The 20,924-nt window shown below is 50.6% G+C and carries 20 protein-coding genes; 6 read left to right on the top strand and 14 right to left on the bottom strand.

Annotation, left to right across the window (positions count from 1 at the left end; translation table 11 throughout):
* The first annotated feature begins 329 nt into the window (after positions 1-329).
* Complete coding sequence (locus EBB79_RS14815; RefSeq protein ID WP_127749607.1) at positions 330-884, top strand: hypothetical protein; 555 nt, start codon at positions 330-332, stop codon at positions 882-884.
* Here the strand turns inward: EBB79_RS14815 and EBB79_RS14810 are convergent.
* Positions 881-1,186 (bottom strand): hypothetical protein, encoded by a 306-nt coding sequence (locus EBB79_RS14810; RefSeq protein ID WP_127749606.1) that lies wholly within the window; start codon positions 1,184-1,186, stop codon positions 881-883. The genes EBB79_RS14815 and EBB79_RS14810 overlap by 4 nt on opposite strands.
* 194 nt (positions 1,187-1,380) lie before the next feature.
* Between EBB79_RS14810 and EBB79_RS14805 the strand changes: the two genes are divergently transcribed.
* Complete coding sequence (locus EBB79_RS14805) at positions 1,381-1,851, top strand: recombinase family protein (protein WP_202977621.1); 471 nt, start codon at positions 1,381-1,383, stop codon at positions 1,849-1,851.
* Between the two features lie 518 nt (positions 1,852-2,369).
* Positions 2,370-3,344 (top strand): hypothetical protein, encoded by a 975-nt coding sequence (locus EBB79_RS14800; protein WP_127749605.1) that lies wholly within the window; start codon positions 2,370-2,372, stop codon positions 3,342-3,344.
* Between the two features lie 71 nt (positions 3,345-3,415).
* On the opposite strand, the gene EBB79_RS14795 is transcribed toward EBB79_RS14800, so the two are convergent.
* Complete coding sequence (locus EBB79_RS14795) at positions 3,416-4,045, bottom strand: hypothetical protein (protein WP_127749604.1); 630 nt, start codon at positions 4,043-4,045, stop codon at positions 3,416-3,418.
* A 46-nt stretch (positions 4,046-4,091) separates the two neighbouring features.
* On the opposite strand from EBB79_RS14795, the gene EBB79_RS14790 reads away from it, so the two are divergent.
* Positions 4,092-5,000 carry a hypothetical protein gene (locus tag EBB79_RS14790; protein ID WP_127749603.1) on the top strand — a complete coding sequence of 303 codons (909 nt, stop codon included), beginning with the start codon at positions 4,092-4,094 and terminating at the stop codon, positions 4,998-5,000.
* A gap of 218 nt (positions 5,001-5,218) precedes the next feature.
* On the opposite strand, the gene EBB79_RS14785 is transcribed toward EBB79_RS14790, so the two are convergent.
* The 6 genes from EBB79_RS14785 to EBB79_RS14760 form a co-directional block, all read right to left on the bottom strand.
* Positions 5,219-5,536: a hypothetical protein gene (locus tag EBB79_RS14785; RefSeq protein WP_127749602.1), complete on the bottom strand. Its 318-nt coding sequence runs from the start codon at positions 5,534-5,536 to the stop codon at positions 5,219-5,221.
* 205 nt (positions 5,537-5,741) lie between these two features.
* Entirely contained in the window at positions 5,742-6,533 is a 792-nt protein-coding gene (locus EBB79_RS14780) for a hypothetical protein (RefSeq protein WP_127749601.1), read from the bottom strand.
* Between the two features lie 552 nt (positions 6,534-7,085).
* Positions 7,086-7,730 carry a hypothetical protein gene (locus EBB79_RS14775; RefSeq protein ID WP_127749600.1) on the bottom strand — a complete coding sequence of 215 codons (645 nt, stop codon included), beginning with the start codon at positions 7,728-7,730 and terminating at the stop codon, positions 7,086-7,088.
* Positions 7,731-7,948: 218 nt separating this feature from the next.
* A complete protein-coding gene (locus EBB79_RS14770) occupies positions 7,949-9,367 on the bottom strand; it encodes a caspase family protein (RefSeq protein WP_127749599.1) in 1,419 nt (472 codons plus the stop codon).
* The gene (locus EBB79_RS14765) at positions 9,351-9,824 is read right to left on the bottom strand and encodes a hypothetical protein (RefSeq protein ID WP_127749598.1); all 474 of its coding nucleotides are present in this window, start codon (positions 9,822-9,824) and stop codon (positions 9,351-9,353) included. Before EBB79_RS14765 ends, EBB79_RS14770 begins: the two co-directional genes overlap by 17 nt.
* Before the next feature lie 3 nt (positions 9,825-9,827).
* The gene (locus EBB79_RS14760) at positions 9,828-10,472 is read right to left on the bottom strand and encodes a hypothetical protein (protein ID WP_127749597.1); all 645 of its coding nucleotides are present in this window, start codon (positions 10,470-10,472) and stop codon (positions 9,828-9,830) included.
* Between the two features lie 99 nt (positions 10,473-10,571).
* Between EBB79_RS14760 and EBB79_RS14755 the strand changes: the two genes are divergently transcribed.
* Entirely contained in the window at positions 10,572-11,882 is a 1,311-nt protein-coding gene (locus tag EBB79_RS14755; RefSeq protein ID WP_127749596.1) for a DNA/RNA non-specific endonuclease, read from the top strand.
* A 113-nt stretch (positions 11,883-11,995) separates the two neighbouring features.
* Here EBB79_RS14755 and EBB79_RS14750 read toward each other — a convergent pair whose 3' ends face one another.
* The 6 genes from EBB79_RS14750 to EBB79_RS14725 all read right to left on the bottom strand — a co-directional run bounded on the left by EBB79_RS14750 (position 11,996) and on the right by EBB79_RS14725 (position 20,324).
* Positions 11,996-12,814, bottom strand: coding sequence for a hypothetical protein (locus tag EBB79_RS14750; RefSeq protein WP_127749595.1), 819 nt, complete (start codon positions 12,812-12,814; stop codon positions 11,996-11,998).
* Positions 12,815-13,048: 234 nt separating this feature from the next.
* On the bottom strand, positions 13,049-14,284 hold the full coding sequence (locus tag EBB79_RS14745; RefSeq protein WP_164860824.1) for an ATP-binding protein: 1,236 nt from the start codon (positions 14,282-14,284) through the stop codon (positions 13,049-13,051).
* A gap of 270 nt (positions 14,285-14,554) precedes the next feature.
* Entirely contained in the window at positions 14,555-15,712 is a 1,158-nt protein-coding gene (locus tag EBB79_RS14740) for a DUF2130 domain-containing protein (RefSeq protein ID WP_127749593.1), read from the bottom strand.
* 163 nt (positions 15,713-15,875) lie between these two features.
* Entirely contained in the window at positions 15,876-16,595 is a 720-nt protein-coding gene (locus EBB79_RS14735; RefSeq protein ID WP_238704922.1) for an AAA family ATPase, read from the bottom strand.
* A gap of 139 nt (positions 16,596-16,734) precedes the next feature.
* Positions 16,735-18,393 carry a calcium-binding protein gene (locus tag EBB79_RS14730; protein WP_127749591.1) on the bottom strand — a complete coding sequence of 553 codons (1,659 nt, stop codon included), beginning with the start codon at positions 18,391-18,393 and terminating at the stop codon, positions 16,735-16,737.
* Positions 18,394-19,634: 1,241 nt separating this feature from the next.
* A complete protein-coding gene (locus EBB79_RS14725) occupies positions 19,635-20,324 on the bottom strand; it encodes an SDR family NAD(P)-dependent oxidoreductase (protein WP_127749590.1) in 690 nt (229 codons plus the stop codon).
* Between the two features lie 135 nt (positions 20,325-20,459).
* Here EBB79_RS14725 and EBB79_RS14720 point away from each other — a divergent pair, with 135 nt between their 5' ends.
* The gene (locus EBB79_RS14720; protein ID WP_164860823.1) at positions 20,460-20,906 is read left to right on the top strand and encodes a DMT family transporter; all 447 of its coding nucleotides are present in this window, start codon (positions 20,460-20,462) and stop codon (positions 20,904-20,906) included.
* Positions 20,907-20,924 lie beyond the last annotated feature (18 nt).

Raw genomic sequence — 20,924 nt, 5'->3', positions numbered from 1 at the left:
CCATTTCGCAGTGCTTTTCTTGCTCTAAGTATTCGGGCCACTACGAATTTACTGAACGACGGGTTTGTCCCAGCGTTTCGCTAGAGTTCGAGACCCCCTTCGTCGAACTAAATTTGCACCGATCTATCCCAAAATGCTATAATGTCACTCGAGGGATATATGAACGAAAGCAGCAAATTAGACACCAAACGACAACAGGATTTCGACGATCTACAGCGTGAAGCTGCAGGTGTTGATGTGGGCCGTATCAGGCGGTTTGTCCATGATGAGGAAACACGCCGGAGGGCAAACGCAAAAAGCGCGAACGTGAAGAGTTCCGGGACCGTTTGATGGAGTTCCTGGCCGATCCGATCTATCGTGCAAAATACAATGGTGTGATGGAAGAGATCCACGAAGTACGCACCGCCACGGAACGGGCTTTGGATCAAATCGCCGATCAACTGGCCGGTACCCTAACGAAAATTCAACAGATGCAAGACGCCGCTGCGCATTTGCCGGACGGAACTAGGGTGTTTCGCGATGAGAACAGCGTTGTACGTCTGGCCGATGGCTCCGAGGTCGAGGGCTATTTGGCCGATACGATTCAATGGACTGGGCTTGAGCCAAGCTTTGAGGATTACACGCAAAAAATCAGTGAACGCGACGACTTGCTGGCCACCCAAATCGAGGTCCAGATTTATGAAACCGATGTTCTCGGCGCTGCTCTCGACAAACTGACGGATCCAGATGATCCGCCAACATTGAATGAGTTGGACCAGATACTAGATAATTCCAACAACGCGATGCCGGACGCGGTACGTAGACATATGGCTGATGTCTCTGGCGAAATCGGACCAAGAACATCACTGGATTCCAGCATGATCCCTCAACTTGGAAATACCTAACTGTCTAACGGGCATTCCCGCAAAATTACCGCCAGAATTACCCCACTAGGGTGGGCTGTATTATATTGCTCAACGGTGTCACGGATCATTTTCACTTCGCTGTCGCCGGATGCGCTCGCAAAATACCAGTAATTGATACAGGTCGCGACGCTGGGATGAGTTTGGCTAAAGACCATCCCTGCCATCGTCACCGAAGTTTCGATGTAATTGTTTTGCCCGGCCTCTGACCATTCCGTAAATTCCGAGCCGGTAAATCCCTCAGCAGCAGATTCTTGTGGATAGATTGCACAGATCGCACTCATCCCGATTGCACCTATACATCCTGTTATGCTGTTCATATTCCATGGTTTTTGTTCAGAATGACTCTTTACGGATTCGACGATCATCGGTAAATAGAAATGGTGGAAATACTGGGGCTTCGCAGTCGGCGATGGACGCAATCGCGACCCCGAACAACCTGATCAGTGAGGATCCTTTACGATCAGGCTCGCCCGATATGGCTAAATCTCGCAACATCGGCTACATCCGAGTGTCCACCAAGGCGCAGGTAGCAGACCGTCAAGTCTTGCAGCTGCAAAATGAATGCGATGAATTCCATATTGAGCACCTTTCAGCAGTGGCTTCGGCCCGCCCGGTTTTTGACAGTGTGTTGGAACGGCTGCGGTCTGGGGATGCGCTGGTTGTGGTTGATCTGGACCGGGCGTTTCGCAGTTCTATCGATGCAATGCTGACAGCTGATGCTCTAAGACAGCGCGGTGTGCATTTCCGTATTCTGTCGTTGCGCATTGACACCAGCACAGCAGAGGGAGAGTTGTTCTTTACCATCATGGCGAGCTTTGCGCAGTTTGAGCGGCGGATTATTTCCAGGCGTACCAAACAGGGGCTGAACGCGGCACGCAAACGCGGTGTGCAAACGCGGTGTGCAGCTCGGGCAACCTTGCCAGCTTTCGGGGGAAACGATCCGTGACGCCTATGACTGGATCCGCGTTGACCAACTACCCTGCCGTTATGTCGCGGCGCTGTTGGAGGTTTCACGTCTGACCCTGCAACGAGGCTTTCATCGGCTCGGGTTAGAATACCCTTTGCCTGCTGTCGGGACTAGAACCGGTAAAGATGCTCAGGGCTTCGTAAGCTGTTGAAAAGTAACAGAGATGGCAAGCTGTGTAATGTACTACATTACCATCTCGCAAAGGGGGAAAAGCCCCCGTTTGATCCCCCAAGAAAAGTTGCTAGCTTCCCACTAGCTGAAGGTAAGCGGATTGTTTTTTCGATCGGTTCCTGCCGTTTACCTGATAAAACCGTCACTGCGGCGACGCCCGTCGAACTGGACATTCGCTGCAAGCGCAAAATCTCATGCAGTTCGAATTAACACAACACGGACGAAGGAAAGGCAAGTTCCGCAAGTTCGGCAATTTGTGGTATCAATTGCGATGGGTTGATCTGTACATTAATTTTAATTCAATTTTTCGACGACTGGAGGCAATTATGAAGAACCGCTACGTTGCATTGGCTTTTGCGATCTCTGTCTTTGCCGGAAGCATCCAATCGGCGCATGCCTGCACCTCACCTGAAAACAGTCAACTATACGCGGCGATTTCATCCGACATCGATGACATTTTCTACAACCGTCCAAAGCGGCTTCATGAACGTGGCGTGCTTTCGGATGCGTTTTTGGCCTCCATCGAGGGTGTTGAGCTTAAAATCTGTGATGACGCAAGATATGATGCCAGAGTTGGCGGTGACGGCAGCGTCGTCATCCTTGATGTTGGGTTCGTCGAGGTCATGTTTTTTGGATCAGCATCACTGATCGTAGGACAATTCCTGAACTCTCAATCGGACCAAGTCGGTGTGTTGGATTTATTTGAGGCATGGCATATCCAATCCATCCCATTGCTTGCAGAGCGCGAAATGAGCCTGCCATTTTTCATGGATGTGGCGTCGAAGCTGCTCGGTACAACGGTTGATCTTTCCAAATATCCGCCGAACCGCAATCTAAACTTCGACATTGCGGGCCCGTTTGTTCACGCGCTTGGGTTCATACTCAACCATGAGGTTTGCCATATTGCGTTAGGTCATATTGATGAAATTCGAAACCCAAATGTCGCTGTTCCAATAACGCGACGCAGCGAGATGGAACAAGAAGCCGACATATGCGCCATTGAGATGGTGAATCGTGACGAAGAAGCTGTGGGTGGGGTGCCCGGGCTCAATTTGCTTGGTGCGGCCGCGGCGCTAGGCATGCGAATAGCGCTCGAAGCTCGGCAAGAGACCGACGGTAAACTTATCCGAGAAATAACGGCCCATCTCAAACCTGCGGAGCGACTGGACATTCTTGCCAAAGCCATATTCGACGACTTAGACCGAAGAGGGTTGGATAGCCCGATCACCCGATCAACACTCCAGGGTGTTATCCACTCCTCAAAACTAATAGCGCAACAGGTCGTTGGAGACCAAAACTAGGCCTTACAAGTGCGAAAAGCATCGCTAAAGGCATATTTGGGCAATCTTCGGTGCGCGCTGTCGTATTGGACTTAGCGGAATGCGGAGCATGCAATTTTAAGCTGTTCAGTTTTGTCTTGAAGCGCGTGGTCTAATAGCTGAATACGGACCTCGCAGTCCTTGCCTGCTGAAATAAAATTTCTCTGATTTTCTCTCAAAGAGAGTTCTATAGGCAAACTAGAGGATGCCTTAACCGTCGAAAATAGTTGGGTGCCTGAACCGTGCTCTGAGCCGTCAGCCAGAACTGAAACGGTGCCAACATATCCATCGAGAGTACCGCTATTTGCGACAAGAACAGTAATATTGACGTCGCCGATTGATACGACCTTAGACGCAAGGACCGCCTTTTTCTCGGATAGCGTTTCGATCAAAAGCGGTACGACGATGCCAGAGACGGAAAGCAGTGCGACTATCAGAGACAACGTTGTGCTACTAAGAGCAAGGAAACGTCGCCAATCTTGAAAGGAGTTGCACTCTTTACATTTTAGGGCTCCTGCGGGGATTACGTGTTTGCACTCAATGCATAGCGGAGGGGCCTCTTCTAGCACGGGATTGGGAACAGCATTCTCTGGTTGGATCTTGTCGCTGTCAGGAGCTAGGCCAGTATTTTCTTCTGCCCCAGCATCTGCGTTCTGGCCGATGCTTGTGTCTGCATCTTGCATCTGTGTATCCTTAAGGTAGCAAAAATAAATTTCAGGATGGAGCACAATGAACGTTAGATCAATCATTCGGGCGATTGTCGCGTTGTTTGTCGGTGTCTGTCCAGTAAGCGTAGTGTATGGACAAGATTTGTGCGACCCGGCCACATCGCGCGTTGTAAGTGTCGAAGCATCAACCGCCCACCGAAGCCTCCTTGAGATCGTTGAAATCGTCAAACCAATCTTGCGAGTCATCTATGAAGATGGCACTTCATATGACCTTACACCTGTCAACTTTTCGATACGTGATGTAGGGTCAACCGCCGATTTAGACTATTGCATCGAGGAACGTGTAGAAGATGCCCGCATCATTTTCGGAAGCATTGAACTGGCAGTAAATTTTGATTGGAGCCAGCAGGGCAAAGTAAATCATCTTAGGTTGCCAATCTTCTTCGACGAAATAGATTTCGCGGCCGTGACGGACGTGCAAGCGTCTGTTTCGTCGCCAAATGAAGTCGTCTTAACTTTTACAGTACTCAATCCGGGAGAAGCTCAGTTTAGCTTTGTGACGGATGCGCGCCTTGGATGGCGATCCACAGAGCTTTGTTCAAGCCCGGCCCCCTTTGCGAGACAGTATTCCATCGAAGTCTCAAACGAACGCGAATTAAGAGTCTTTGGGGAAGGTGAGAATTTTCGAACACAACCACCTTTCAAGATCATCGCAGGCGACGGTACGTTGGTCGGCAGCAAATTCCATGGCGATTTTTGCGGAATTGGTGAAGGAGAGTTGGTTGTAACGCTTGATCGGCTCATAGTAGGTTCGGACGAGAGTGCTGCCTCTTTTGCGGTGGTATTCAAAAATGACCTATTTTCGAACATTGCCGGTCAGAGTTCGTTGATATTTTTAGGCGCGTCACTGGAATTTCAGAGCCCAAGCATCTTCCCAAGGATTGTGGGAGGCTACACACCGTTGTTCTGATTCCAGAAACTTCGATCGGTCTGCCTTGAGCTCGTTGCAGACATAGAATGTTGCACAGCATCTGCATAATCCAGCCAGCCGGATACGCCATGGACGCCCCATACCTGCCATCGAGCGGAGGGTCAGTCGCTGCGTAGCAGCTTCCCGGAAGCGGGCATTGGTAGATGTTGCAGCAAATAACGACCAATTACTTGTCTTAGCCTTTTTCTGGCCTCAGTTTAATACGGACATTCGAGCCCGGGCCGCTCGACTAGATCATTGAAAACCATACCTCTCGCAACGTCGTATCCTGCTTCCGTCAACGCCAGAATCACGACTTCGCCCAGCTCGCTAAGCTTTAAGAAACCCACGCTCTCAAGAGCCCGACATTGCTGCACTAGCTGATCTTTGCTCCCACTTAGCGCAAGATGCGCATGCCAGTCACTCAACACTTCGATGTTGGTACGATAGTCAGGACTCCGATCGAGAAAGCGCAGGATTGCCAAGACTCGGTGTCGTTGCTTGATCTTATCCATCGGGTCTTCTGAGTTCTTCATTTCAGTTAGAATCCACTTATTTGTGCTGTCGATCTAGTTCTTGGACACGCCGAAGTTCAAAATCTGTACATTATGTTGGTACGTATGCCTTCGCGGCCCTTTCCTGCCGTTCGACCACGCCGCAGCGCGGCCGTCAAATCTGCCGTTGGAGCATAGCCGAAGGGTGGGACAAAAGTGGTAGTTGCAGTTTCCTGTTCGTATGGCCTCAGAGGAGGCCGAACAGTTTCTTCGCGGCTTCAATTACCGCTTCGAGTTTCTGAGGGTTGAGCGCGAGGTAACCCGTGCCAGTCGAGGGTATTGCCCACTTAATCGCAGTATCGACAATCAGATCGCCTTTCTTAAGGCACCAAGCGAAGCCCTTTTTCAATGCCGCAACCAGCGCTTCGATGTTCTTTTGCAGGTGTTCTCGATCAGGATCGTCTTTGGTGATTTCGTCTTTGAGATCTTTCAATGGCTGCCAAACGATGGCCAGTTCCTGCGCGATGGGCGCATCGTCGAGCATTTCTGGTGGCCTACTGCCGCCAATACCGTGTCTATTGACGGTGGCGCATCTCAGATCGGCCTCAAGCTCGTCAATGCGTCTTTCGAGAACGAGTTTAGCGCAGATCTTCTCGATCTCTTCTGCGACGGCTGTTAGACCTGCCTCCCAGATCGTGTCGGCGATCAGAGCCACTTGTCGCTGCAACTCCCAATCCAAGGGCTTCCCGTCAAGAAAACCTTGGTACCATTTGTGCCAAAAGAACCAATTCTTTTGTTCCTCAAAAGCCAACTGAGGCCAACTCAAAAAGCCCCAAAACTCTTCGCCGACATTTGGCGATGCATGAGGAAATAGTGGGTATTCAAAGGCCGATATTACTCCTTTCCCATTTTCTGTTGTTTCTGTCTCGACGTTCTCCAAGTCCTGCAAAAAGCTACTCAGGAAGCAATTACGGGAGGTACTTTTGACCCCATGCCAACGTGAGGTCTCAAAATATGCGCTTGTTCCTGCATCGTTCAACTCATTGTCCTCAGCATGGTATAACACTGAATCAGCTATAGAGAGCTGAATCGACTTCAGTGCGTAAGACTCGAAAGGAATCCTGGAATCCCATGCCTTTACGCTCCGAAAGGACTCTGTTCGAGCTTTGGAGAATTTACTTTGGTCGAAGAGCTGGAAACAAATCTCTGACAACATTGCACGACATACACAAAGGACGTCATCTGGTTGTATGCCGTACTCATCTGGATTCCATGTTTTAGCAAATGAAAAACCAGAGGAAGCGTTCTAAGCCCTCTACGAATTCTAAGTTCTGGTGCTTCAACGAAATCCATTGCCGTCCTTCAAATACGTGCCTAGGGAAAGTGAAATTGCCCACTTTTGAAACTCTACTGCATCCCCACCAAGACCGAACTCACGCAGATCTGCACTTTCTCCTCTCGGCCCGAACCTGACTTTCGGACCCTTGGGCATTATTGCTACAGCGCAGCTATTGGTAAGCGGGCATGAAATAGCCCTCGGCGGGTCATATGATGAACGAAACGTATCAAGACAAAGGATAGAGAAGAAATTTCACCCCTTGCGAATCTTCTGGACTTTTAGACGGACCTTGCCGAACTTAAGGGTTACTCCAACGACGGCAAAAAAAGCGAGGACCGCATACGCAAAGGGCGGCAGGAATTTTTGACGTCTTTCCGCTAGTGCACGATATTCTCCGAGTGCATCGGTGATTGCCGTTGCTTCGAAACTTGCAAATTGAAGCGGTACAGTTGCTAAAGGCTCTTCTAGTTCACCGATAAGGTCAACCCAGAGGTGGGCCGGATTGCGGAAAAGCTGGCCATGAAATTCTATTTCTCCACCGGGATATCGGCTCGATGTTTTGAAACGACTTATTGCGGATAGGTAGCTTTCTGCAAATTCGCAGGTGTTCACGCTGTCAGATGTACAACTTTTTGACAGAAACTCCGTCAAGAGGAGCGTGCTGTTGTTGTAGTGTCTGCGTAAACTGTCTTCCGCTTGTTGCACAGAGTCTTGGTTTCGAGAAGTTTGGAAATCCCATGAAAACGCCAAAACACCGATTAAAGCAAGGGAGTACCAAAAGTAATCTGTCTGCTCCCAAAATACTTCTGATTTAACCCTCGCTACCAAAAACTTGGATGCAAGGGAGCAAACAACCACAAGCGACAATAGACAGGCAGCGTAGAAAAAATCTTGCATGATTACCCTCAACACACTTTTGACTCAAACCCTTATGGTAAGATCCCTCTACAGTCATCAGGCGCGGCGCAAAAGCTTCGGAAATATTCGTGATAGTAAGTTACTTGCGGCCCAAACCAGCCACTCGTCCAATTCTTCTGATGCTGCGCTTGCAGCCCGCATTGCGGACATTCATTTGGCGCACCGCATACCGTGATTAAACTAATGTAGGCTTCAATCTAGGGGGTGTCCAAGGCGATCTGAAAATTCCCTTTAAGAAGAGTAGATTGTCCGTCGCAACGTTGTTCAAACGAAAGTTCCAGTGCAACAAGTCCGTCTGCATCAAAAGATGCCTCATTCACTTCAATATTGCCCTCGATTTCGTTACATGCTCGCCCATCACCAGAAATCTCAAGCCCGCCTTCGTTTTTCTCTTGGAAAAAGAACCGTCTGGCTGTGATAGTCATACCTCGCTCAAAAGAAGCGCCGCTAGGTGCCGCAAAATTGACGTCCCAATCTTCTCCGCCACCTGAGAATACGAGAGAAATTTCCCCAGCCTCAAAAGTTACGATTTCTAGATCGTCTTGACCCAGAACAAATTCTCGCGTCTGGTCATCTAGGACCCACTCTCCCTTTGGACCGTTCATTTGAAGTGTTGCGGAAAGCACGCCCCTTGAGGCAGACTGGGTTTCTAATGCGGGTGCAACATTTGCCAGCGGCGTGGCGACTGCCAACGAGGAGGTTCCTATGCGTGTGTTCACTTCAACCACGGATGGTCGATAGACAATCTGCCGAAAATCGCCGACCTCAAAATGAGAGACCGCTTGGGATGTCTGTCTGTCCAGCTCTCTGTCCGTGAGACGATCGACAAGATTCTGAACAATCAAGTCGTTTTGGCCAATTTCTTCCAATGCAAGCGCCAATCGTCGTGCCAACGGGCCAATGGTCACTTGATCCAAACCCACCGAGGGAGGTGGCGCCACAGTTTCCACAACAGTGCCGGGCTCAGCGGAAAAAACGACCGGATTGGGTCCTCGGAACTGGTTAAAGAAACGGAGGACATCTGCGACGTCGCGGAGGTTGCCAATGGCAGTCTCGGTGAGCACCGGGGAAGCAAAGGAGGCGCTCTCACCTTCATAACAAGCATCGATTAGCAACATGTAGGGTATCTCGGAGCGCTCAAGCGTATCAACGATTTCAGCCACATACACCAAGTCAGTCGCAAGAATCTCGGGATCAAATGAATTTAGCTCAGATGGCATAATGACATCGCCAGGTTGCAGAAAGGCGTTCCATCCGATGCCTTCGCCAAAGCCGTGCCCATTGTAGTAGACAATCAACCGGTCATCGTTCGGGGTTGCTTTCGCCCGCTGCACAAGATCGTCGATGGCCTCGAAAACATCGTTTCGAGACACCAATTGACCAGGCTTCGAATGCAGCAACATTGCAGTCTCGGCGCCAACCAGTCGCCCAAGACGCAACAGAGCAAGACGAGCTGATATGCTGGCCCCCGTGACATTTGCCGCTGGTTCGCCCGGACGTGCAGCATAATGCCCGTTGCCGATGGATAAGATATGCACATCAGCGTTAGCCCACGAGACGCTTGGGAGAAGTGCTATCAAAAGAGCACATAGCCAACTTCTACTGAAGCGCTCCATCACCGACCTCCTTTAAATGCAAACGCGATGCTTCAACGATGGCATGAATTCGTTGTCTGATCTTATCAGCATCAATCCGTCCGCGCTCAAAATCTCGAAGGTCGTTTCTCAAGCGGACCATGTGCATTTCCACTGCATCAGACTCAACGAGCACGAGCGTGCCCCAATAGGCCGTGTTCACCGCAGACCTTGTCGCATTTGAGATTGTGTTCCCCGCATCCAGCTCAGCAGCCATGCTCCCAAGCGTTGCTGCCAACGTTCGATAAGCCGCACGGCGCTCGTCCCATAGATCGCGCTGATATTGTAGTTCATCGCGCTTTGCGATGAGGTTATTCTCGCGTTCAAGCGTGGCCCTGTTCCCATCCAAATAGATGAACACACTGGCAACAATACTGAGACCGGCAAAAACGGCTCCGAAGAATTTTATGCGTAGTTCCCAACGGTCCTTATCTGTCATGGTCTACTGCACACTCTGCATTTCGATGTCGGCAGTTTCAACATTTTTTTCACTCTCGACACGCAAGCTGAGTTTCTCAACTTCGATACCAAGATCGTCGTTGGTTTCAGTCCATGCAGTCAACCTGTACTCTGTTCCGTTGAAGGATAAAAAACCGTCGATACCATCAGATCGCAAAGTCCAATTGTAGTTTGTTTCGGTCGACTTGGCATCATCGCATAGATGGTGCGTCACTTCGCCAGATGCCCGAAACGTATACTCTTCACCTTCTTTGCACTCTTCATCGCCAAGATTCCGGACAAAGGCCGTGACTGTCCAAGTCTTTTCACTGTCAGAAGCCACATAAGCTTCGGTCGCCGCTTGGGGCTCAGCGAAAACACGTGTCGCATGCAAAACAAACGCGGCAACGGATAGGAAAGCTGTTCTTTTCATATAAATTGATCCGATAAATACTCTAACCTTCCTAGCACTGACCAATGTCTGAAGCAACTTTCGTACAAATCGGATCAAGCGATTGTCCAAATCACAAGCATCTTTGCCGAACTCCGCGGTGGCGCGGCACCCGTGATTTCGGCCCAAAGCTGCCGTTGATCGATTGGTTGCGATGCTGCGGCGCGGTTTACCAAAGGAGATGTTCACTTTGGTCATGCTGCTCACTTGACTGAAAAGTTGTCACAACTGCTCCGTCATGTTGTAGAGTGCGAAAGTATTTTACAAAAGGAAGTTAAGTCGGAGGATTAATCTAAAATGACCTTAGGATATGATTCAAAGTTCATTGGTGATGGCATTGAAGTGCCATTGCCAAAATTCGATCCGAAACTGGCGCGGTCGGTGCTGAGAAAACCAGGCGTCCTTCGAAAAGGAATATATTCGGACCACCTGCACTTCACCATTGTTATGAACGAGCACACGAAGCAACTGATTTATTCCGCATTTAACATGGATCAGGACAAGCTTCGACCACTTGGCAGTAAGAAGGGTAAGAAGTCGTGGACCAAAGACAAAGATATTGGGATAACGAACCAGCTCGGCAATGAATTCTATAAAGACCGTAAGACGAGATCAGGTCGCAAAATCCCAAACCCCTATGACCGCGGACACATGGTAATGCGCCACAATGCCATGTGGGGCAATACGAATGCCGAGTCTGACAAGGCTGGCAAGGCGACATTTATTTATGCCAATTCGTCACTTCAGCATGAGAATCTGAACAGAGATGAGTGGAGAGCTCTGGAGGAAGATATTGTTCGAGAGTTCAGTGAGGATGCTAATGATCGGCTTATTGTGTTTACAGGTCCGATTTATGGCGATCTCGACCGAGCTGTGCATTTATCAGATGTAAGTTCAGCTCGCGTTCCATCCGGCTTCTTCAAAGTAATTTGTTATCGGACCAAAAGCGAAAAACCGAAGGAAAAGCTTGGCGTGAAGGCGTTCGCCATTTTTCAAGATGAACGCGTTCTACGTGACCGCAAAGGTGCGGCAACCGTCAAAACAGACAGGCGTTATCAAGTTACAATCAGCGAGTTGGAAGACATGACCGGGATCAACTTCGGAGAGGAACTCTATACGCGAAACCCTTTGTTTTATCACAATCGCAAAGCTCGAAATGAAAAGTTCAACGTTTCATCGGTTCCGGAGCGGATACCTGTCGGCGCCTTCCAAGATGTGGTCGAGGAAGGTACCGATCACCGAACGAAAATTATTCCCTTGTCTGAACGACAAGTCGTAATCAATGCCGCAATGATCGACCCGACGGGCGAGGATACAAAAAACGAGTGGGTTTCTCTCTACAATCGGGGGGACAGTAAAATCACGCTCAAGAATTGGCTGATGGTGGATGGACAAGGACGTCAGGCAACGGTCGATGCATCAATCGAAAGTGGAGAGTCGTTACGACTGAAAGGGCGGTCGAAAGGTAAATTGAAGCTGCCAAATGAGGGTGGCAGTTTGATCCTATACGATAATCAAAGGAGCATCATTGATCATGTGACATGGTCTAAATTTGACATGCGCCGAATCAAAGAGGGGATGGCTTACATGTTCGAACGCGGTCAATAACCGAAATTGATCTGCTTCGGCCCAAACCGGACCTTCACTGCTCCTTCTAGATGCTGCAGTGCGATCCGTCATTGCGGACTTTCGCGAAGGAACTTGCAACTCTCCTAATAAGGTTAATTATCGTCAGTAATAAGTGAAGCAAACAAACTCATAAGGTCCTGATCATCAAACCTATCGAAGGTACGTGGATACTCTCCGGTAACTGACATTTCGCTATCTCCCACCGAGTGCTCATCAACTTCTTGAATTCGACGCTGAATCGCTTCTTTCGCAATTTCTACCGAATTTGGGTCGTGACCAACACGCTTGGCCATTTTTTTAATTGTTGTGGCAAATTCGCCAAGTGTTGAGTCAGAGTCCACATGGTCAAGGTTTTCGCCAATGTTTTCGATTAGCTGAGGAATTGCAGTTGCAATGTCCGTCTCGAATAACGACCCCAGCGAATTTTCGTTTTCGTCGACCGTGTTGATAAGCCGCTCTAGATCGTCTGGGTCAAGTGATCTTTCAAACATTTCATGGATTGCTTGCTCGACCAAACCAACAATTTCTTCAAGCGGAGCGCGATCATTATCAGGCAGTGCAAGATATCTGACAAGAATGCTGCCCAAAACGCTTGCATCTTGCCACGGTGAGAATGAATTGACTCGGCTTAGCGCAATGGCATTCGCAGTTTCAATGAACATTGGGGAGGGATAAATCTGCCACCAACCGATTAGCAGCTCGATACGGCGGCCATGCCCCATATCCCCTAATGTCAAATTCCCCGAGTTATCAGATGATGGTCGCCAAACTGGAATATCATCTAGGCGCATGACAAAGTCAGAAAATCGCTCAAGTATGGCCTTACAATCAGCATCGTCAACACTAGGGATACGTCGAAATTGTTCGAAGATCTGCTTCGCGCTGTTTGCTGTTGTTGCACTGCTCGCCATCGTTATCAACGGCCCCTTATCGCTAAGATAGCCTTTCAGATAGTCACGGACTGAAGGGTTTATGAAAGATACCCTCCTGTTAACAATGGCGACGAAACTACCCTTCAACACCCTTAAGCATTCTTCGAAATCCTTGAGGTCGTGGGAGAGATTATGTGCGGCGCATAAGCGCTGATGAAGATTGTCGAAGAGCGCGTGGAGTTCGTCAATATCTGAGCCATATTCCGATAGAAATTACAGAGCAAAGAGAAGATGACGACACCGCCTAGGAATATGGTTGCGAAAGGGCTTGTCCCAGATGCGCTCAGGGTTATCGAGGGCTTCAATAAAGTCTTCCGCATATTGATCGGCGGGAACGTGCGCGACGTGACCTGCGTCGGTCATCCATTCGACAATACGTGGATTGAAGTTATTATGGTCAACAATCTCGATGGTCGTCCCACTTTCCAAAAGTGCGCGTACATGCGTGGTAGGAACGCCTGCGACCGTGAGATGATTGTAAACAATCCGCGCTCGGATGCGTTTAGTGTATTCGCCTACATCTAGGACGTAGCTTGCGACCTGCAAACGTTGGTCGGAGAGAGCTTCTGAGGCGAGCCGTGCCTGTTCATAGATATAAGCTCTTGTGGTAAGGATAAAACGAGCAGCCGGTGTTCGGCGGACGCGCGCTAGAAAGCGAGCGAGATCGGAATCTTGTGTTGAAAGCGCCCGCTCGCCTAAGGCGATGCGGCCAAGGAAGTCATCGAAAAAGAAAAGTTGTTTACGACTGTCGTCGATCCTGGCGAAATCTTCATCGAGTGATCGCAATGCAATCAAATCCCATTTTTCACCTACATATGCGTAGCAAAGCATTTCAGCGAGCGTTGTTTTTCCCACACCAGGAGGTCCTGAAACGATCAAAATTCGTTCTGTTTCGAGAGTGTTCCGTCCTTTAGAAAAGCTTGGATTTTGGGCATAAACCTTGAGCTTAGCTGCAATATCAGCACGAGTGATGGTAGTGAAGTTATGAGTGGCAGAGTGCAGCACACGCTTTAGAACTGCAGTGTCGGACAACCACAATTTGATGTGAGACTTGGCGACATCATCATACGTCCGCAGAAGTCCGTTAAGGTCTTCAAATCCTAGAATGTCAGAAGAGCTTTTGAGGCTCGGGCCAATAATGTCTGCGAGCGCCCTCTTATTTGCAGGAGTAAGGGAGACTGACGTCGCCAATATGTATCGTTCCGCTGCGAGCTGATCTATGGTCGCGCGTTCCTTGCGCATTTGTCGACTGAGACCTGAAAAACCAGAACCTCGATAATGTTTGGCCTGTAAGACGATCACCCCATCAGATGTAGAGTGACGCCCATCGACGCCACCATCCGGTCCAGGTCCAAAAGCCTCAAATCGGCAGGATTGATCTCGCCCGATGAGGTCGCGGGTCAAATCTTCGAAATCAGCCGGGGACATGGAATCAAAGTTAAATGTCATATTTTTTCGCTGTTCGGTCTGGGAATTTTCGTTCGGCATCAAACATGTAGGTTCTCACGAATTTTCTCATTCACGCAGCCGTTGAACTGCATCTCTTACCGACTCATAGTCCGGAATGGCTGCCACAAAGGCTTCATCTTCAAGGCCTTCTATCAGCGAAATCTTAGCAGCATCCGTTTGGCTAGGCGCTGATGACACTTGGACCAAGGCACTGACCCGTCCTTGATTTCAACCGGTGTGGCTGAGGTTTTCGTAGGAGAATCTCCACCTCTAGCCGTCCTTCCCAATCAACAATGCTTCGACGCTTTCGATTTCAGGCATTGACCGACCTGCGATCCCTTGCAAATCGCCGTGCATCCCAACCGTTGACGCAATCACCAGATCAATCTGTTTGGCCCGCAAGGCCCATTGCTTTTCCATGAAGACACGTTCCTTGCGCAGGTTTTCTTGCATGTCCTCGAAGCGTTCGACAATTGCATCGACGCGTTGTTTGAATTGGGTTCCGGTCAGATAGTCATAAATCATTTCCATCTTGGTTTCCTGCCCCATTGCGCGACCCTTGGCGTTTGCCACATCGATCAACCCTTGGCGCAAGGACGATGCAAGCGGGACGGCATAGCGCGGGGCGCATACCCAGATTCCGTCGACCATGCCGAAACTGTCGATCCCTTCGGGCAACGCCTGCGAGGTAATCACTGCGACCTCACATCCCGCAGCCCGTTGGTCATCACGCAATTTTGCCAACCAACCGGCAGTCCAGTTCTTGGTCCGTTTGCTTTCCCACAGGATACTGCCAGCAGTACCATTCACTGTCGCTACCTCTTGGCGGACATCCGCACCGCTGACCCCTTTGGCAACGGGAAGAAAGGCATCCAAGGGAAATGCTCCGGCAAGGGTGTCCTCCAACACAATTTCTGCCGCTTCGCCCTGAGTTTGCATCGAGCCTTGTTCGGATTTCTGTTTCAGCGCTTCGATCTGACGTTTCATGCCTTGCATGACTTGTTCTTGTTCGGCCAGCTTTAGCTCAGCTTTCTCATTCGCTTCGCGGGTCAGCTTTTCAGCCAGCGCCGGACGTTCCGCCGCGAGCATTTTTTGCAACGTCAGCTCCATCTCAGCCTCCTTGTCCCGCAGCTCCTGTTCGCGTTTCAGTGCAGCAGCCTGCGCCGTTTGGGCCTCTCGCAACTTGTCCTCCTGGGCCTTGATACGTTCCTCAAGCGCGGCTTGTTCTACAGCGGTTTCAGCTTTGGCCGCATCCTTGGCCTGTGCCTGTGCCTTTGCTTCAGCGAGAGCCTTGGCCGCGCTCGCCTCTTGCTTGGCCAGCTCATCTTGGAAAGACGCCCGGAGTTCGGCCAGCATCGGGCCAGCAAGCTGCTCGGTCAGCTCAATTTCGGTGGAGCATTTTGGGCACTGGATCTTCAACTCGGACATTCGTTCGCCTCGGCAATAGGTGGTTCGGTAACATACGATGGCACTGTGTTAGCCTCCAGCGCGTGATTAGTTCATTTCCAAAACGGCATTCATGGCTCCTAGAGTGAACCTATAGTTTGAGTGAGCGCTTTGAAGTGAATGGGCGCTACCTCTTTTATCATTTCTAACAGATGCTTAATGTTGTTTTGGGTTTCCCGACAAGTGCGGGGTCAAGCCCTGAAAATGTTGGATGCGACAGATCGTTTGCAAACTTGCAGAGTGCTGTCTTTTTGGTCTCGTCGAAATCGAGGTTCTCGAGCTTTTTATACAGACTTCCACCCGTTGAGTGTTGCTCTAAGAACGTTTCAAGCACCTTCCTAATCATGTTTGGGATCGGGCAGGCCGTCTGAATAGTGCCGTCTGACTCGAACTTCATGAGTTCCTTCACGAGGTATGCAAACTCGTTCTTATTTTGAAGAAGGACTGTGTCTAGTGGTCTGATTTCAGTCTCTCTGGCTCCTCCTTGCGTGGACGAACAATGAAGCATCCAATAAGTCGATTTTCCATTCTGAGCGGACCGTGGAATATTTTGGAACCAGTTCAGAACCAGCTTCAAGAACTCGAAATTGTGGGTCAGCAAGAATATCTGTTTAGCATTCTTAACGGCGTTTTTGAGGTAGGCGAATGCCTGGTAGACTGAGCTGGGATCCAAGCTTGAAATAGGATCGTCTATCACGACGATACCTTCGTTAAGGTCGAAATTTTGATCCCCTAAACCGACAACAAAATAGAGGAACGTGATCGCCGTCTTCTCGCCTTCGCTGAGCCTTTTAGCTGCACGTCCAAAACGCATGATGCGATAGCCTTCTCCCTCTGGCTCGAACTTCAAATCGTCACGGCCCAAGAACGCAGCCAATTTTGCCGAAAGATCAACTGCAGCTTGTTGTGAGTTGGAGATCTTGGCGTACCAAGCACATCAAGGAATGCCGGATTGCTCACTCGGTTGGTCCGGCTGGTCGAGATCAGATCAACAGAGCAATGACTTAGAAAATGAAGTCACTCACATCGAGATCGGAGAGCTGCACATTTAGCAAGGTGATGCTATCGCCATTGCCCGCGTCAATGACCACATGAGCGCCTGACTGGGACATGTGATTGGCCGCAAGATCCGCGAAATTCAGGATCGTGGCCACCCCGCTCAAATCCAGTTGTTCCGCAGTATCTGAAGCGTCAAAATCCGTCACCTGATCCGCACCAAAACCATCATGGAAAACAAAAACGTCCGCCCCCCCACCACCGGTGAGACTATCGGCCTGGGCGCCGCCATAAAGCGTATCATCGCCAATGCCGCCAAAGAGGGTATCAAAGCCGGCGCCGCCAATCAGAGTGTCATTGCCGCTGCCGCCATATAGCCGGTCTTCGTTCTGGGCCCCCTCCAGGCGGTCATTGCCGCTGCCGCCAGACAGGAGATCGTTGCCCCATTCCCCCATGAGCCGGTCAGCCTGGGCGCCGCCATAAAGCGTATCGTTGCCGGTGCCGCCAAACAGCTGGTCGAGGCCAACACCACCGTCCAACCAGTCGTCTCCTGCACCGCCCTCCAGGTGGTCCTCGTTCTGAGCTCCCTCCAGGCGGTCATTGCCATCGCCGCCAGAGAGGAAATCGTTGCCCCATTCCCCAGTTAAGTGGTCAGCCTGGGCGCCGCCATGAAGCGTATCATCGCCAATGCCGCCAAAGAGGGTATCAAAGCCGGCGCCGCCGAACAGGGTGTCATTGCCGCTGCCGCCATATAGCCGGTCTTCGTTCTGGGCCCCATCCAGGCGGTCATTGCCGCTGCCGCCAGAGAGGAGGTCGTTGCCCCATTCCCCCATGAGCCGGTCCGACTGGGCGCCGCCGATCAGAGTATCGTTGCCAGTGCCGCCAAACAGCTGGTCGAGGCCAACACCACCGTCCAACCAGTCGTCTCCGGCACCGCCAAACAGGTGGTCCTCGTTCTGAGCCCCCTCCAGGCGGTCATTGCCATCACCGCCATGAAGCGTATCATCGCCAATGCCGCCAAAGAGGGTATCAAAGCCCGCCCCGCCGAACAGGGTGTCATTGTGAACGCCGCCCTGCAAAACATCTGAGCTTGATGTGCCGATCAGGTTAAGCCCCAGATTCCATGTATCTATGTCGGAGTCCCAATTTACATCCCCAAGGAGACCACCGCCGGAAATGCCTGAAAAATCAACAAGCATAGTTGTATAAAGATCTCCGTCCGCTGGACGTCCGACGAGATTTACAATTCCTGAGTAAGTCACTGTAACACTGCTGGACAAGGCTTCGTATTCGGGAGAAAACACAAATGGAAAGCCATTTTCTGAGCCTGGTGTCGATCCTCCGAGCGGGTCATCGTCATAAACAATGGCGGTGTCGAATACAGAATTCGCAGGCGTAAGTTCAATTTGAATCGAGGCCAAAAGCCTGGTCGTAGTTAATTCATGCCAACTGTAGCCATAGTGCAGACTGATGTCTGTGCCGGTAACTCCACCATTGGTATATTGATCAAAAGCTTGCCATGTCAGAGTCTCGATGGTGCCGTCAGCATAGGTGGCGGTTATCAGAGCTCCCTCCAAATCGACCCCACGGGTGACCGTATCATCGCGAATAGTGTAGGTGGTTTCATGCGGGTCGTCATCGAGTCTAATAATATCAACTGGGGGCATGGAATTAGCCTCAAATTAAAGGTTCTGGTGCGGCACTATTGGTTTCTAGTGTTGGTCCAAAAATTCTTTTGGGCGCTTATTCACCGGAGGGTTGGCAGGGCAAGAATTTCTTTCTTACAAAGGCACAAACGTCAACCATTTCTGAATGAATAACAGGAAGTGGAAAATCCGACTAGCCAGAGACTCAGAAACACTATCCTGACGAAATGGAAACAATTTATGGTACATTTTCCAGGAAGAAGGCCCATTCTTCGAAAATCCTGAAGCATTTTATTCCAGTCAATCGGCCTGTGCGAGTTCTACCGGGCATGTATTTGGTTTCTATCCTCATTGGATACTTCGTCCATTGGGAGACAGAGGGGCAACTAAGAAGGCCTTGTTGGATTGCTGAGCTAATCGCCGGTACCGATACTATTCATAGCCGACCTTCGTAACATATGCGTCTAATGGCAGTTTTCCGCCCTTCTGCCACATTCGTGCTCGGCGCAGCATAAGGCGGCATCAGGAACATCAAGGGCGGAGCGCGGAACTGAGCTGCGGACGAGGGGATGGTAGCGCCACGCCGAAAGTGGCTTGATCGAATCCCGATTTACCGCAATTTTTACAGAATTGGTATTCTACTTGGGGAATGCCGGTTGAAGGTATTGAATTTCGGGCGCTTACCTACAAGTGCCTAGTGCACGACGGGCAAGCCGAACGCAAATCACCCAATAGAAAGCGAGACTTAATATGAGCCGAATAGTACTCTCGATAACGGCGATTGGTTTTTTGGCAGCGTGTGATGCTAACGGTCCTCTAGGAACACACACACCACCAAAAACTGAGACACCTCAAGAGTCGGGCGTAACCATTTCAGGCAGTGCTCGGATTGGCGTGGTCTATGGATTCAATGGTGGGCTGTAGGGAGAGTGGAGTTCTGCCAATTTCATGTGCCAAGCTTTGCAGGGAGCAGCCGTGTCTAGACCCCCTGGCAATTTCCTGCGCCAACACCCAAGGCAAAAGAGGGCTCAACCCTGTCTTTCGCCCCTTTGCTAACGAATGGCGGCTGTGGGCCATTCATATTGACAGCCACACTCAACCGACACTGACTTTGCAAAGAGCGCTCTCTGCGCAGAACTGACGTTGTTTAGGATCATGGTGACGGTCGGCTTATTGATCAAAAACCGCAGGCCGCCACCAGGTGTTCGGGGTGAATGATTGTTAGAGCGGTCACGACGCGCTCGCCTGTCTTATGCGTGCACTTAGATATAATCGGTGATCGCCCGGCCGGTGACTTGTGACCATACCATGCCTTTATCTTGCAACATGGTGACAACCATGTCCGCACCCTGTTGAGAGCTCATGGCGACATCCAGTTCGCGCGTGACGCCCGCTGTGTCATACATGCTGGTGGCGATTTTTCCGGGGTAGAATCCCATCACCCGAACACCTTTGGGGGCGCATTCCACCTCCATACAGCCGGTGAAGCCCCGGATGGCCCACTTGCTGGCCGAATACACGCTGATCAGCTTGCGGCAGTACAGTGCGCCAGTTGAGACGGTGTTAATGATGGTGCCGCTACGACGATTCAGCATTTCGGGCAAAAAGGCATGGGTGGTTAGAATCGTGCCGGTGGTATTGGTGTCGATGACGCGCTGAATCTGTTCGGCCGAGTAGGTGTCAAAGTCGCCTTCCAGCCATATGCCTGCATTGTTGATCAGCCCATCAATCGGCCCAAGGTCAGCTATAATCTGCGCACTTACGCGCTGGATTGACCCAGCATCGGCAACATCCATTTGATATCCCGGCACCCCCAGGTCGGCCGCCGCACGGGCCACTTTGTCGCCATTGCGACCTGTCAGGACTGGTTGAAATCCACTGGCGAGCAAACGCTCGACCAGAGCCAGCCCCAAACCGCTGGTGGCCCCTGTCACAACAATGTTTTGACCCATAATACCTGCTCCTGTTTGCGCGAACCCTGCACAGACTCATCCAGATTGGCAATATGCCAAACCTCACCGCCGCTATGATCGCGCTATCACTGTTGGAAAAGACAAGAATGGTTCATCGGCGTGATGCGCCCCGGAGTGGACGGCTTCAACGAACTTAACGCCGTGATTCCATTGATTGGTGCACTTGGGGCGGCGATGGCGGTAACATCAGTTCGCAAGGTGTCTCAGACAGAGCCCACAGCTACATTGCTTGCGTATCAATCCGTATTTGTTGGGACGTTGGCGAGCGTGCCGTTGTTTTGGCTTTGGACGACCCCGGACACGCAAGGGGTATTGTTGTTGTTAGCAATGGGAGGGCTTGCCACCGTAGGACAATGGGTGGGCATCAATGCCCTTCGGTTGGGTGAAGCCAGCGTGATCGGCAACATGGAGTACTCTAAGCTGATCTATGCTGCGATTCTGGGCTACGCCGTGTTCGGCGAAATGCCGGATATCTATACGGTGTTGGGGGCCAGCATCATTGTTGCCTCATCGATTTACATTTCCCACCACGAGGCAAAGAAGAAGGCAGGCGCGCTTTAAATGCCATCTGCCGCCAAT

The organism is Parasedimentitalea marina (genome assembly GCF_004006175.1).
Lineage (GTDB): Bacteria > Pseudomonadota > Alphaproteobacteria > Rhodobacterales > Rhodobacteraceae > Parasedimentitalea > Parasedimentitalea marina.
The sequence above is the reverse complement of the archived record's forward strand: the minus strand, read 5'-3'. Positions and strand labels throughout refer to the sequence as shown.